This window comes from Lacipirellula sp. (assembly GCF_965279485.1).
Lineage (GTDB): Bacteria > Planctomycetota > Planctomycetia > Pirellulales > Lacipirellulaceae > Lacipirellula.
This window is the reverse complement of the sequence record NZ_CBDIIC010000002.1, coordinates 4,979,136-4,991,150: the sequence shown is the minus strand read 5'-3', so window position 1 is coordinate 4,991,150 and position 12,015 is coordinate 4,979,136. Positions and strand designations below refer to the sequence as shown.

At 63.7% G+C, this 12,015-nt stretch carries 12 protein-coding genes; 6 read left to right on the top strand and 6 right to left on the bottom strand.

The genetic code is table 11. The features are described from left to right. The first annotated feature begins 74 nt into the window (after positions 1–74). Both ACQY7R_RS27500 and ACQY7R_RS27495 read left to right on the top strand, forming a co-directional pair. Positions 75–1,280 carry a M20 metallopeptidase family protein gene (locus ACQY7R_RS27500; protein ID WP_428308735.1) on the top strand — a complete coding sequence of 402 codons (1,206 nt, stop codon included), beginning with the start codon at positions 75–77 and terminating at the stop codon, positions 1,278–1,280. Positions 1,281–1,380: 100 nt separating this feature from the next. Beyond that, positions 1,381–2,505, top strand: a complete 1,125-nt coding sequence (locus ACQY7R_RS27495; protein ID WP_428308734.1) for a carboxylate-amine ligase — start codon at positions 1,381–1,383, stop codon at positions 2,503–2,505. Positions 2,506–2,528: 23 nt separating this feature from the next. Here the strand turns inward: ACQY7R_RS27495 and ACQY7R_RS27490 are convergent, their stop codons facing one another. The 3 genes from ACQY7R_RS27490 to ACQY7R_RS27480 all read right to left on the bottom strand — a co-directional run bounded on the left by ACQY7R_RS27490 (position 2,529) and on the right by ACQY7R_RS27480 (position 4,465). Continuing rightward, the gene (locus tag ACQY7R_RS27490; RefSeq protein WP_428308923.1) at positions 2,529–2,618 is read right to left on the bottom strand and encodes a PEP-CTERM sorting domain-containing protein; all 90 of its coding nucleotides are present in this window, start codon (positions 2,616–2,618) and stop codon (positions 2,529–2,531) included. A 514-nt stretch (positions 2,619–3,132) separates the two neighbouring features. Further along, positions 3,133–3,222, bottom strand: a complete 90-nt coding sequence (mprA, locus tag ACQY7R_RS27485) for an MprA protease, GlyGly-CTERM protein-sorting domain-containing form (RefSeq protein ID WP_428308922.1) — start codon at positions 3,220–3,222, stop codon at positions 3,133–3,135. Between the two features lie 664 nt (positions 3,223–3,886). Continuing rightward, complete coding sequence (locus ACQY7R_RS27480; RefSeq protein WP_428308733.1) at positions 3,887–4,465, bottom strand: thioredoxin family protein; 579 nt, start codon at positions 4,463–4,465, stop codon at positions 3,887–3,889. 450 nt (positions 4,466–4,915) lie between these two features. Here ACQY7R_RS27480 and trxA point away from each other — a divergent pair, with 450 nt between their 5' ends. Together trxA and ACQY7R_RS27470 are read left to right on the top strand one after the other, a co-directional pair. Then, positions 4,916–5,242 carry a thioredoxin gene (gene trxA / locus ACQY7R_RS27475; RefSeq protein WP_152097935.1) on the top strand — a complete coding sequence of 109 codons (327 nt, stop codon included), beginning with the start codon at positions 4,916–4,918 and terminating at the stop codon, positions 5,240–5,242. Between the two features lie 140 nt (positions 5,243–5,382). Beyond that, the gene (locus ACQY7R_RS27470) at positions 5,383–5,688 is read left to right on the top strand and encodes a putative quinol monooxygenase (RefSeq protein WP_428308732.1); all 306 of its coding nucleotides are present in this window, start codon (positions 5,383–5,385) and stop codon (positions 5,686–5,688) included. A 260-nt stretch (positions 5,689–5,948) separates the two neighbouring features. Here ACQY7R_RS27470 and ACQY7R_RS27465 read toward each other — a convergent pair whose 3' ends face one another. Both ACQY7R_RS27465 and ACQY7R_RS27460 read right to left on the bottom strand, forming a co-directional pair. After that, positions 5,949–6,248, bottom strand: coding sequence for a hypothetical protein (locus ACQY7R_RS27465; protein ID WP_428308731.1), 300 nt, complete (start codon positions 6,246–6,248; stop codon positions 5,949–5,951). 362 nt (positions 6,249–6,610) lie between these two features. Next, the gene (locus ACQY7R_RS27460) at positions 6,611–6,895 is read right to left on the bottom strand and encodes a hypothetical protein (RefSeq protein ID WP_428308730.1); all 285 of its coding nucleotides are present in this window, start codon (positions 6,893–6,895) and stop codon (positions 6,611–6,613) included. 3 nt (positions 6,896–6,898) lie between these two features. Between ACQY7R_RS27460 and ACQY7R_RS27455 the strand changes: the two genes are divergently transcribed. Next, on the top strand, positions 6,899–8,695 hold the full coding sequence (locus ACQY7R_RS27455) for a hypothetical protein (RefSeq protein ID WP_428308729.1): 1,797 nt from the start codon (positions 6,899–6,901) through the stop codon (positions 8,693–8,695). Positions 8,696–8,868: 173 nt separating this feature from the next. On the opposite strand, the gene ACQY7R_RS27450 is transcribed toward ACQY7R_RS27455, so the two are convergent. Then, entirely contained in the window at positions 8,869–9,843 is a 975-nt protein-coding gene (locus ACQY7R_RS27450) for a hypothetical protein (protein WP_428308728.1), read from the bottom strand. A 292-nt stretch (positions 9,844–10,135) separates the two neighbouring features. Between ACQY7R_RS27450 and ACQY7R_RS27445 the strand changes: the two genes are divergently transcribed. Next, positions 10,136–11,860 carry a tetratricopeptide repeat protein gene (locus ACQY7R_RS27445; RefSeq protein ID WP_428308727.1) on the top strand — a complete coding sequence of 575 codons (1,725 nt, stop codon included), beginning with the start codon at positions 10,136–10,138 and terminating at the stop codon, positions 11,858–11,860. Positions 11,861–12,015 lie beyond the last annotated feature (155 nt).

Here is a 12,015-nt window from a genome sequence, read left to right as displayed (position 1 = left end):
GTATACTTGCGGCAACAACGCCGCAAACATCCACCAGCGAGCCCCTCCCTTCATGGGAGGGGTCTTCCGCCCCAATGCCCGCTTGGCAACAAACCCTCGACAAGATCGTCGCCGAAGCGACGCCCGACCTCGTCGCCCTGCGCCGCCGCCTCCACGCGAACCCCGAACCGAGCGGCGCCGAGCTCCAAACCAGCCTCGCCCTCTACCAAGCGCTCGATCAACCCGGACTCGCCCTCCGCATGGGCCCCGACGGCTGCGGCGTCCTCGCCGATAACCGCTCCGCCGCGCCCGGCCTGCCGCGCATCGCCTTCCGCGGCGACATCGACGCCCTCCTCATCCACGAAGCGAACGACGTCCCCTATCGCAGCACCCGCGCCGGCGTGATGCACGCTTGCGGCCACGACGCCCACGCCGCCATCGCCACGCACGTCGCCCTCGCGCTCCACAAGCTCGAAGCTAGCGGCGCAGCCCCCTGGCCTCTCCGCTGGCGGGCGATCCTACAACCCGCCGAAGAAACCGCCGCCGGCGCCCGCAGCCTGATCGCCGCCGGCGCCCTCGACGGCGTCAGCTCGATCTTCGCCCTCCACGTCGACCCGCCCCGCCCCACCGGCGAGATCGGCCTCTGCGTCGGCCCCTTCACCGCCAACTGCAACGACGTGACGATCATCGTCCGCGGCCGCGGCGGCCATGGCGCCCGCCCGCACGAGTCGCGCGACCCGATCGCCGCCGCCGCGCAACTCGTCAGCAGCCTCTACCAGTTCATCCCTCGTACGACCGATAGCTTCGACTCGGTCGTCCTCAGCTTCGGCCGCATCGCCGGCGGGCAGAACGCCAACGTCATTCCGGAAGAGGTCGAACTCGACGGCACGCTCCGCACGCTCGACGACGCCGTCCTCACGCGGACGATCGAGCAGATCCATCAAATCGCCCGCGGCGTTGCGGAGATCACCGCCACGCAAATCGAAGTCCGCGTCGACGGCGGCATCCCGTCGGTTCGCAACGACGCAGCCGCCAACCGCATCCTCGAAGAAGCCGCCGAAACCACCCCCGGCGTCATCGCCCGCGTCATCCCCCGCCCGAGCATGGGGGGCGAAGACTTCGCTTGCTACCTCGACCACGTCCCCGGCGCCATGTTCCGCCTCGGCATCGCCGCCGGCGACGGCGTCATCCGCCCGCTCCACACCCCCACGTTCAACGTCAACGAAACCGCACTGCCACTTGGAGTGAAGATTCTAGCCAGAGCCGTGATCCTCGCCTGCGAACCTGCAGCCGGCGCATAAGTTGCATCAGTAGCCATTAGGGTTAAGGGTTCAGGGTTCAGCAAAAACCCTTCTCCCTCCTGAACCCTGAACCCCAACACCTGAACCCTCAGCGCAGCGCATGCCCCCCATCGAGTTCACCCCCAACCGCCACCCTTCCCTCGGCATCGAGCTCGAACTCGGCCTCGTCGATCTCCAAACATCCAACCTCAGCAACGCCTTCAACCGACTCGTTGAGCGGCTTCCCGATCGCGGCGGCAATCGCTTCAAGCCTGAGATCATCCAGTCGGTCGTCGAGATCAATACCGACGTCTGCCAATCGATCGGCGAAGCTGAACGCGATCTCCGCGGCCGGCTCGGCGTCGTCGAAGCGGCCGCCGACGCGCTCGGCCTCGGCCTCTGGTGGGGCGGCGTTCACCCCTTCGCCCGTTGCGACGAACAACAAGTCACGCCCGACGAGCGCTACCTGAAACTCGTCGACCTGCTGCAAGTCCTTGCCCGCCGGATGATGACCTTCGGCCTGCATGTCCACGTCGGCGTCGACAGCGGCGACAAAGCGGTAATGATCTGCGACCGCATCATGCGGCATCTGCCAACTTTGCTCGCCCTCTCCAGCAGCAGCCCGTTCTGGGAAGGCGAAGCGACCGGCCTTCACTCCTACCGCTCGAAGGTGATGGAAGGCCTCCCCACCGCCGGCCTCCCGCCGCTCATGCGCAACTGGAGCGAATACGTGTGGCTAGTGAACCACATGGTCGGCACCGGCTTCATCAACACGATCCGCGAACTCTGGTGGGACGTCCGCCCCCACCACAACTTCGGCACCGTCGAAATCCGCATGTGCGACATGCCGGGCAACCTCAGCGACGTGCTCTCGTTAGCCGCGCTGATGCAGTGCCTCGTCAAAGCGCTTTCCGATGAGATCGACCACGGCGCCTATCAGCACGACTGCCACCCCATGCTCGTCGCGCAGAACAAGTGGCGGGCCGCCCGTTACGGCAACAAAGCGCAACTCGTCGACTCGCATAGCTACGAAGCGCACACGCTGCCGCAGATTGTCGACAACCTCGTCGAGCGACTATCGCCCACCGCCGAAGACCTCGGCTGCCGCGAGCAACTAGAACGCTGCCGCCAACTCGCCGCCGGCCCCAGTTGGGCCGAACGGCAACTCGCGCTCGCCGAGCAAACCGGCGGTCTCCCCGCAATGGTGCGAGAACTCATCGCCCAATCGCGAGTCACCAGCGCCTAAACGGCAACTCCGCGGCTTGCTGCTCACTTGAACCGGCGTGCGGCGATCCCGCACGCGATTGCCATCGCTACGAGCGCCATACTACTCGGCTCCGGAACGACAGTAATCGACATCGGCAACGTCGTGCTTGCATCCACGCTGTAAAACGCGCTCAACGTAGTGACCGGCGTCACCGGTGGGACAAGTGATTTCAGCCGAAGCGAGTCGAACGCGAACGGCTTTCGCGGCGAGGGCGGATTCCACGGCATCTGCACATTCAAGTGTGTAAACAAGGCAGTTAGATTACCGCTTAGCAGAGGTGGCGTTGCATCGCTGGGTAGTATGTCCACCGGCTCCCGAAGAATGCCCGACCGTAGCCGTCCATTCGAAGAAACAACAGTCGCCGTAATCGCTCCACTGAGTTCACGAATGACGACATCCCCCGTCCGCGGATCGTACTCGGCATGAGGCGCTGCGTTCGCGACGGTTGACGAAATTGCCGCCAAAGACAGAACGAAAACGAAAAGTCTCATCATCTCAGCTCCCGTGTTGTTCCCCCCACGGTCAGCAGAATTGCATCACAAACTTTCTTCTCTTTGCTAGTCCAGTGCACGAACGCCCCTTCTTGCGGACATTCAGATTCACCGCCTAAGACCGGACTCTTCGGCGCATGAACGCGGCAGCGCCTATGGCTGCAAGTGCCAAGCCGCTCGGCTCCGGCACAACAACAATCGACATGCGTAACGCTGCGGTCGGATCACCACCGTAACCCGCGCTCAATGTGGCGACCGACGTCCCTGGCGGGACGAGCGAGTGCAGTCGAATCGAATCAAACGCGAATGGCGCCGAAGACGAACCGGGACTACGCGGCATCTTCACATTCAGGTGAGTGAACATAGCAGTGACATTTCCGCTCACCAACTGAGGCGCCGCGGCAGCGGTCGGTAGGATATCAGCCGGTTCGCTTAGAATGCCGGATCGAAGCTGAACCGTCGAGGATCTCACGAACGCTCCGAAAGCTCCACGGAGTTCGTGAATGACAAGATCCCCTGTCGCAGGATCATACTCGGCGTAAGGCACAGCCTTCGCCGCCGCCGGCAGAAACGCCAGCAAGAAGAGAACCAACAGAAATTGTCGCATTGCCTCAGCTCCCGTGTTGTTCCCCCCACGGACAGCTGAATGCGACTATACGATCTCCAATCCTGCCGCGTCAACGCGATTTTTCAAATTCAACGGGGTCGGGGACCTTTTGCCACTGGAAGCTTTTCCACAACGGCAACATCACCAGTGGCAAAAAGTCCCCGACCCCTTCTTGCGTACCACGCCGAGAACGCGCGGCCAACGGCCGCGGCTTTATGGCCCGACGGTATGGATGATTATTCCGCGCTACCTGCTCGCCGCCCTACCCGAAGTACTCCGGCTCGTTGCCCGCCTTCCACTTAATATTGCATCCCAAGCTCGCCCGTTGCTCGCTCGCCGGCGCCGCTCTCGCGATCACCGCATCCAGCGCCGCCCGCAAATCCTTCCCGGTCACCGGCACGCCGTTCCCCGGCCGGCTGTCATCCAGCTGCCCCCGGTAAACCAGCTTCCGATCTTGATCGAAAAGAAAAAAGTCAGGCGTGCACGCCGCGCGGTAGGCCTTCGCCACCGCTTGCGTCTCATCGAATAGATACGGGAACGCGTAGCCCCGCTCTTCCGCTTCGGCGACCATCCGCTCGGGCGAGTCGGCCGGGTGGGTCGCGGTATCGTTCGAGTTGATCCCCACCACCGCCACGCCGCGGCCGATGTACTCGCTGCCGAGCCGCGCCAGCTCGTCGGCCACGTGGACCACGAACGGGCAGTGATTGCACATGAACATCACCAGCAGCGCTGGCTTGCCCGCAAAGTCTGCCAATGCCACCTCGCGGCCATCCACATTCATCAACTTGAAATCGGGCGCCGCCGTGCCGAGCGGCAACATCGTGCTGGGAGTCCGAGCCATCGCAATTCTCCAATCTCTTTTGATAAATCGAGCGGCCCCGCAGCGAGCGCCGAACAATGAGTATCGAACAACCCGGCGCCAACCACAACCGCCGACGTTGCCGTCGGTCGGCAACTAGAGGAAACGCCTATCGCACCGATCGCCCGATTGTCTGAACCACTCGCGGCAGCCAAGCGTCTGAATGGGAAGAATGCCGAACCGCGAATCACGCCAATCATGCGGGAGTAACTTTCCTTCATTCGCGCCAATTGGCGAGATTCGCGGTTTACCCACCCCTGAAAGCCGTTCGTTGACATCGCCAGCCATCGCCAAGATAATCGCGGATCGGCGAAAATCGCCTGAATTGAACCACTCCCCTGGCTGATCCGTACCATCTGCCGGGGAAAACAAGAGAGATCATCACACCGAGCCGTCGCCCATCGACGGCCCACGAGGAACCGGAGGAATACCATGGGCGCTATCCAAGAAATCACCGACACCAACTTCGACAGCGAAGTGCTCAAATCGGCGCAGCCGGTGCTAGTCGACTTCTGGGCGCCCTGGTGCGGTCCATGCCGCCAGATCGCTCCGCTGATCGAGCAGCTCGCCGGCGAGAACTCCGGTTCGGCTAAGGTCGTGAAGCTCAACGTCGACGACGCGCCCCACAGCGCGCAAAGCTACGGCGTCAGCAGCATCCCGACGCTGATGGTCTTCAAGGACGGCGAAGTGGTCGACCGCTTCGTCGGCGTCCAACCGAAGACCCGCCTGCAACAAGCGATCGACTCGGCCAAAGGCTGATCGCACATTATCGCAAACGCCAACCTTAGCCCCCGGTTCTTCAAACCGGGGGCTAACGGCGTTGCCCACTAGCAACCCTGGCTTCCCGCATCGGCTTCCTGTTTGGCCGACAGCTGACAGCCGACAGCCCACGGCTCCCCATGATCCACGTCCTAGCCACCATCGAACTCGCCGAAGGCGTCCGCGAAAAATTTCTCGGCGAATTCCACCGCATCATCAGCATCGTCCGCGATGAAGACGGCTGCATCGAATACGGCCCTGCGATCGACTTGAAGACCAGCGTTTCCACCGGCGAAGCCCGCGACAACGTCGTCACCGTCATCGAAAAGTGGTCGAGCGTCCCCGCGCTCGAAGCCCACCTCAAAGCGCCGCACATGGCGAGCTACCGCGACCGCGTTAAGGACATGATCCGCGACGTGAAGATCCAGGTCTTAGCCCAGGCCTAACTCGAAAGGGGTCAGGGGCTTTTTGCCACTAGAGGCGTTCCACTCAACGCAATCTACCCAGTGGCAAAAGGCCCCCGACCCCATCCGCGCCGCAACGCCCAATCGCAAAACCAACCTTAGCCCCCGGTTCTTCAAACCGGGGGCTTTTCGTTGCGCTGCAAATCCCGCTACGAAGCCTCCGCTCGCATTCGCGATCACTCTTCGCGTATTCCTCTGCGCCTCTGCGAGAGACATCTCCCGTCAGCCACCCGCCACAGCCACTACGCAGTCTTCCGCCCGCAAACAGCTTGCGCGACCATTCCGCCAATCGTAATTCCGGCGAACCAGAAAGACACCGTCACGAGCACGTCGGCGTCTGGCATCAAGAAGATCGGCGGGAGCCCAATTCCCATCGCGATGCCAAAGTCAAGCAACGAGTAAAGCTGATCAGACCAGCCAATCCCCGGCTCAGGGCGCACCTCTCGCCCCGTCCAGCGCTCAACCAAAGCGGCCCCCATCATCTGAGCCCGCGCAGAGCCAATGACGAGGGCGATCGCCGCCAGCCACCAGTAGACGCTCATGAAATCCAATGCTCGCACCCGAGATATCCAAAAATCGCCGATGCCAAGTATATCGCCCCGCCGACCCGCTCGCTCTGTTCTCTTGCGTCTTCCTTTGCGCCTCTGCGCCTTTGCGAGAGTCATCCCCCCGCCCCCACGCCAGAGGGGTGGCCGAAACTAGCACCCCACCGCCCTCTCGCAATCGGCTAAGGTGAAATCTATCGCACCGCAGCGCTCCGGAAATGCTGCGCGCTCAGTCCGAACTCGACCAACAAATCTCAGCGTGAACCAAGCCACTTAAATCAAAACCAAAAAGCCCCCAGATTGCCATCAACTGTCGCCTGTCGCTCGTGATTTCGCATGCAAAACAGTATCTAACTAATTCAAACCAAACGACTTAACATCATGTCGCCAAAAATCGCATCTCGACCCGCAAGCGACGCGACACGCGACATCAAACGCGACACGACAAGCCCGCGCATACCCTCCGCCGCCAGCACTGCCAGCTCCCGCCGCTCCAAAAACTTCATTTCAGGCAATTCGGCAAAACTTTGCCGGCCAGACGTGCCGATCGTTCCAGTTAGGCAATCTTTGCGGATTGTGAGGGCTATGCGCTCCCACGCCGCGCGGACACCGACGCCCCTCGCGGGGCGACCAACTTCGATCACGGCATGGCGAGCGAACGACCACACCCCAGCGACGACGAGAACCGCGAGCAGCCGCACCGCGAGATGCGGCTCGACGCTGCGCACCCGGTCCGCCGCGCGGGGGGCGAAGCTCGCCCGCGTTCCGGCGTCATGGCGATGGCCGGCGCTTCGGACGAACTCGTCATTGCCGGGCAAGCCGCCGAACAAGCATTCGACGACGCCGATCCGCAGCTTGAAGTCGTTGCGGAAGTCGACGCCGACGCCCTGCCCGCTTGGCTGGGACTCGACGACGCATCGGCCATGGACGGCGATGGGCCGCTGCTCGGTTCGGCGAACATGATCGCCCAACACGCCGCGAACCTCGCCGAACGGCTGCAAGGCCGGCTCACGGAAGTCGATCGCCGCGAAGCTCGGCTCAACTCGCAAGAAGCCGAATTCGACTCCCGCATTCGCAACGCCCGCCTCTGGATCGACCAGCGCGAAGGCGAACTGACCGAACTGCAAGAACGGCTCGAAACTTGGGAAGCCGAACTCACCGATCGCCAAACGCTCGCCGCGGCCCAGCTTGAAGAGGCCGACGAGCTGATGCAACGGCTCAAGGAGCTCAGCGAGCGCGAGAAGAAGCTCGCCGCTCAAGAGCTGGAGTTGGAACTCGGCGTCACCGAACAGCAAACCAAGCTCGACGCGCTCGACTTCGAAACCGCCGGCTGCCGCACGCGGCAGCTCGAACTCGACGACGCGCGGCAAAAGTTCGAAAAGCGCCAACGCGAGCTCGACTCGCGCGAGGCGAAGCTGTACGTCGAACACGAACGGGCCTCGCACGAGCGGCTCGCTCTCGACGCCAGGCAAAAGGAACTCGACGCCCGCGAGACGCGCGTCATCACGCAAGAAGCGAGCCTCGCCGATTGCGAACGCCGCCTCGCCGAAACGGCCGGCGAACTCGAATTCAAGCGGGCCGAACTCCACCAATTGCGGACTTCTGCCGAGGAGCGCACCGCCGCGCTCGAAGCCGACGAACGCCGCATGGAGTTCCGCCAACGCGAGATCGAAACGGCGCTGAAGCGGTTCGAACGGCTCGGCATCGTCGAAGGCCGCATCGCCGAGGTGCAGCAGCAAGCCGACCAAATCGCGATGCGCAGCGGCTATCTCGACAACGCCGAAGCGATGCTCGCCGAACGGCAGCTGCAGATCAGCGAGAAGGAACGCGAGCTCGAGCACGATCGCCTCGCGTTCGAGAATCAGGTTGTTCGTGAACGCCGCGCTTTGGCGTCAGCCGAGGAAGCTTCGCGACTAACTGCCAACGAGCAATCGCGCTCGCTCGCGCACCAGCACGCCGAACTCGACAAGCGGGAACAAGCGCTCGAACAAGTCGCCGAGCAACTCCGCGCGACGCAGCGCGAAGCGCTGGAGATTCGTCTCGCCACAGAGGAAACTTGGCTGCAACTGCAAGGCGTCCTGGCGCCGGCGACGCTCGCCCGCTCGGTTGCCCATGTGCGGGCACGCTTGACGGAACAGTTCCAGCTCACCAGCGACGAACTCAAGCGCCGCCGCAGCGACCTCGAAACAGCGCGGCTCGAAATCACCGATCAGTTCAACGCCCTGCAACAGCAGCGGCAAGAACTCGATCGTTGGGCTCACAATCGTGATCGCGACATCGAGAACCGGGCGTCGCTGCTCGTGGCTCGCGAGCAAGAAATCGACGCCCAACAGCGGCACTACCAACAAGACGCCCGCCGCTGGGAGCAGGAGCGGAGCGAGTACCAGCAAGAGATTCAGCGGCTGCTTGCCGAAATCCGCAACGACTTCCGCGCGGCGGCGTAGCTCGCGCTGCGGCCGCCGTCCTAGCCCCGGGCTCCGCCCGGGGGTCGGCAACCATTCCGGTAGGCGTCGTCGCGCGTGGCGTTAGCCTACCCCCGGGCAGAGCCCGGGGCTAAACAAGCGCATAAAAAAAGGGCGAGCCTCCCGCAATCGGAAGACTCGCCCTTCGATAGCTATTAGGTAGCCTCGACTTCAGCAGCCGGTTCGGCCGCTTCCTTCGACGGCTTCGCATCCTTCTCCGCAGCTTCCGACTTTTCGTCGGCCGGCTCTTCCGTCGCAGCGTCTGCGGCTTCATCGGCCGGCTTGGCAGCTTCGGTCACTTCCTTCGCCGTCTCTTCGCCCGGCATCGGGAAGTCGCGCGCCTCGACCTCTTGGCCAGCCGTCAGTTCGCGGGCCTCGGAGACGATTGCCATCGCGCCCTGGATCTCTTCACGGCTGAAGTACGGTTCGCGGACGTGGCTACGTTGCGTGCCGGTCAGCTTCTGGCTCAACTCGTCGAAGCCGACGTTGCTGTTCATGTTCCAAATGGCCGCTTGAGCAGCGCCAGTCGGCAGGTCGCCGTTCGCGTAGGCCGCGATGACTTCGATGACCGCCGGGTCTTTGATCACGTTCTCGATCGGGAGAATCGCGTATGGCTTGCTCGACGAAGGCTCGCGCTTGCCGTGGTCCATGCACAGGAGCGGCACATCGACGCGGACAGTCTTTTCGGGCGGGATGCTGAAGCCGCCACGGCCCCCGCCGCGTCCGCCGCCACCCCCGCCTCGGCCACCGCCACCCCCGCCTCGTCCGCCGGCGCCGCCGCCAACGCTCTGCATACCGCCGCCCATACCACCGCCCATGCCGCCGCCCATACCACCACCCATGCCGCCGCCCATACCGCCCATCTGAGCGAGGGGGACGCCGATGAAGGCTTCGGGAATCTCAACCGTCAGCGGTTGGTTCGTCTTGTTCTCCATGATGATCCGGCCGCGCTTCGAGCTCTTCGCGACGAAGCTCGCATCGACCGAACCACTCTTCATCGCATCGAACAGGTCGACCGACTCGGCGGCCGCAGGGCTCGGGGCCCCTTCGCCGCGGGCAACGCTCAGCGGGGCCGCTACTTCAGCGGCCAGAAACAGCAAGGCAAACATCGACGCTACGGAGCGTTTCATGGCGGTCTTCACAGCTTGAAGGGTAGACAACGCCGCCGGACCGATTCGGGACCCTCCCGCGGCCTTGGGACGACCTCTCCAGCATAAACCACCGTCCCGCGGATTTCCAAGGAAAACCCCCGCCTGCGGCCAGTCGGCGGCTCGAAAATGCGGGCTGTAACCTGCCCACGGTCGCCGATCTGGCCGAAATAGGCCCGATTGCGGGGCGCCCTCGCCGCCCCCTGGCGCCATACTTAAGGAAGCGATTCTTCGCCCCTACCCGACCACTGCTGGTTTCCGCCAGCCTCGCCGCGTGTCGACTCCCGCAGCCACCGCCGCCCCACGCCGCCCGTGGATCGTCTCCCCCTCGTGGGACCTGTTCTATCTGGTCCTCACGCCGCTGCTAATCGTCCCCGCCGTACTGGTCGTCGCCCGCCAGTGGCTGCGGCCCGAGGAGATCTACCTCGCCGTCATTTCGTTCGCTTCGCTCGGGCACCACCTGCCCGGGTTCATGCGAGCCTACGGCGATCGCGAGTTGTTCCAGCGGTTCCGCTGGCGGTTCCTGCTCGCCCCGCCGTTGATCCTCGCGTTGGCGCTGCTATTCAGCCCGCCCGCCTCGATGGCTCGGGCGTTGCACCTGCCGTGGGTTCACCTGCATGGCCTCGAGTTGATCCTCCTCGTTTGGGGGACTTGGCATGGGTTGATGCAAACGTACGGCTTCATGCGGATCTACGACATCCGTCGCGGCGAGAACGACCGCACCGACGCGCGGCTCGATCACGCTCTCTGCCTAGTGATCTTCGCCGCCGGCGTGCTGTTCAGCGATACCCGCATGTTCGGCGTCGCGAGCGCCATGTGGCAATGCGGCCTACCGATCTTCGGCCCCGAAGCGCTCGCCACAGTCCGCTGGATCGTCGGCGCGATCTCTGCGATCGTTCTCTCTCTCTACACCGCGAACTTGATCGCCCGCAGCCGCCGCGGCCTGCCGATCAATTGGATCAAGCTGCTGCTCGCCGCATCGACCGGCTGGTTCTACTGGTACTGCGGCCGGCTCTCGACGAACCTGCTCATCGGCATCGCGATGTTCGAGATCTACCACGCCGTGCAGTACAGCGCGATCGTCTGGATCTACAACCGCCGGCTGTTTGAAAAGGCGGGCGAGCGCTTCGGCCCGCTCGGATTCATGTTCCGCGATCGGGCGACGATGCTCGGCATCTACCTCGCCGCGATCGCGGCCTACAGCTCGATCCGCTTCGTCACCGCCCACGCCGGCGACCGGATGTTCAGCGGCGACCTTGAAGACGCCCGCCAGTGGCTAATCGCCGCGTTCGTCACCTCGTCGTTCCTCCACTTTTACTATGACGGGTTCATCTGGAAGGTCAGCGAGCGGAAGACGCAGGACGCCCTAGTCGATGCCCCTGCCCCGGCGTTCGAGCAGTTCGTGCCGGCGTTCCTGCATGCCGGCAAATGGGCCGTGTTGGTTGCCATCGCCGCGACGCTCATTGGCGCCGAGCGGATGTACGCCCGCGGCGAAGCCCGGCAATTGGCGATGCTGACGGCACTCGCCCGGCTGACGCCGAACGTTCCCGAAGCCCGCGAAATTGCGCAGCAACTCGATCGCGCCAATGCCGACGAGCAGTATCAACAAGGACTCGCTGCTCTCAAGCAGGGTAACGCGGCCGCGTCCCTGTCGCCGCTGCGTGAAGCGATCGAGCTCGACTCGCAGCATTTCTTGGCGCACGTTCAGCTTGGCGATGCATTGCTCGCCCTCAATCAGCCAGCCGCCGCGGCCGACGCCTATCGCAGCGCCGTTGAGTTGCAACCGCAAGTCGCCGAAGCCCGCGTCGGCCTTGCGGAGGCACTGCTTAAGTCGGGCGAGCGCAACGCGGCGGAGCAGTGCCTGCGGGACGGGCTGCAGGAGACGCCCGACTCGCCGGAATTGAACCTCACGCTGGGGATATTGCTGAGCCGGACCGGAAAAGCGGCTGCGGCCAAGCCGTTTCTCGAACGCGCCGCGCAGCTCGGGTTGAGCCCTTAGCCAACTTCTCGCAGGGCATTTCTGCGAATGCTGCGGCGATAACGGAAATTCCCGTTTTCTGCGGAACGCGCACCAATAGACTACTAATACGGTGGTCACATCCATTATTTCGCAGTACACTGGCGATCTCACTCCGATTCGGGCCCGCCGCGCGG

Excerpts from the sequence above, each read along its gene's own strand:
- ACQY7R_RS27455 (WP_428308729.1), top strand. The coding sequence starts at position 6,899 with ATGGCGAGCGAACGACCACACCCCAGCGACGACGAGAACCGCGAGCAG.
- ACQY7R_RS27500 (WP_428308735.1), top strand. The coding sequence starts at position 75 with ATGCCCGCTTGGCAACAAACCCTCGACAAGATCGTCGCCGAAGCGACG.
- ACQY7R_RS27450 (WP_428308728.1), bottom strand. The coding sequence starts at position 9,843 with ATGAAACGCTCCGTAGCGTCGATGTTTGCCTTGCTGTTTCTGGCCGCT.
- ACQY7R_RS27480 (WP_428308733.1), bottom strand. The coding sequence starts at position 4,465 with ATGGCTCGGACTCCCAGCACGATGTTGCCGCTCGGCACGGCGGCGCCC.
- ACQY7R_RS27465 (WP_428308731.1), bottom strand. The coding sequence starts at position 6,248 with ATGAGCGTCTACTGGTGGCTGGCGGCGATCGCCCTCGTCATTGGCTCT.
- ACQY7R_RS27490 (WP_428308923.1), bottom strand. The coding sequence starts at position 2,618 with ATGTCGATTACTGTCGTTCCGGAGCCGAGTAGTATGGCGCTCGTAGCG.
- mprA (WP_428308922.1), bottom strand. The coding sequence starts at position 3,222 with ATGTCGATTGTTGTTGTGCCGGAGCCGAGCGGCTTGGCACTTGCAGCC.
- ACQY7R_RS27495 (WP_428308734.1), top strand. The coding sequence starts at position 1,381 with ATGCCCCCCATCGAGTTCACCCCCAACCGCCACCCTTCCCTCGGCATC.
- ACQY7R_RS27470 (WP_428308732.1), top strand. The coding sequence starts at position 5,383 with ATGATCCACGTCCTAGCCACCATCGAACTCGCCGAAGGCGTCCGCGAA.
- trxA (WP_152097935.1), top strand. The coding sequence starts at position 4,916 with ATGGGCGCTATCCAAGAAATCACCGACACCAACTTCGACAGCGAAGTG.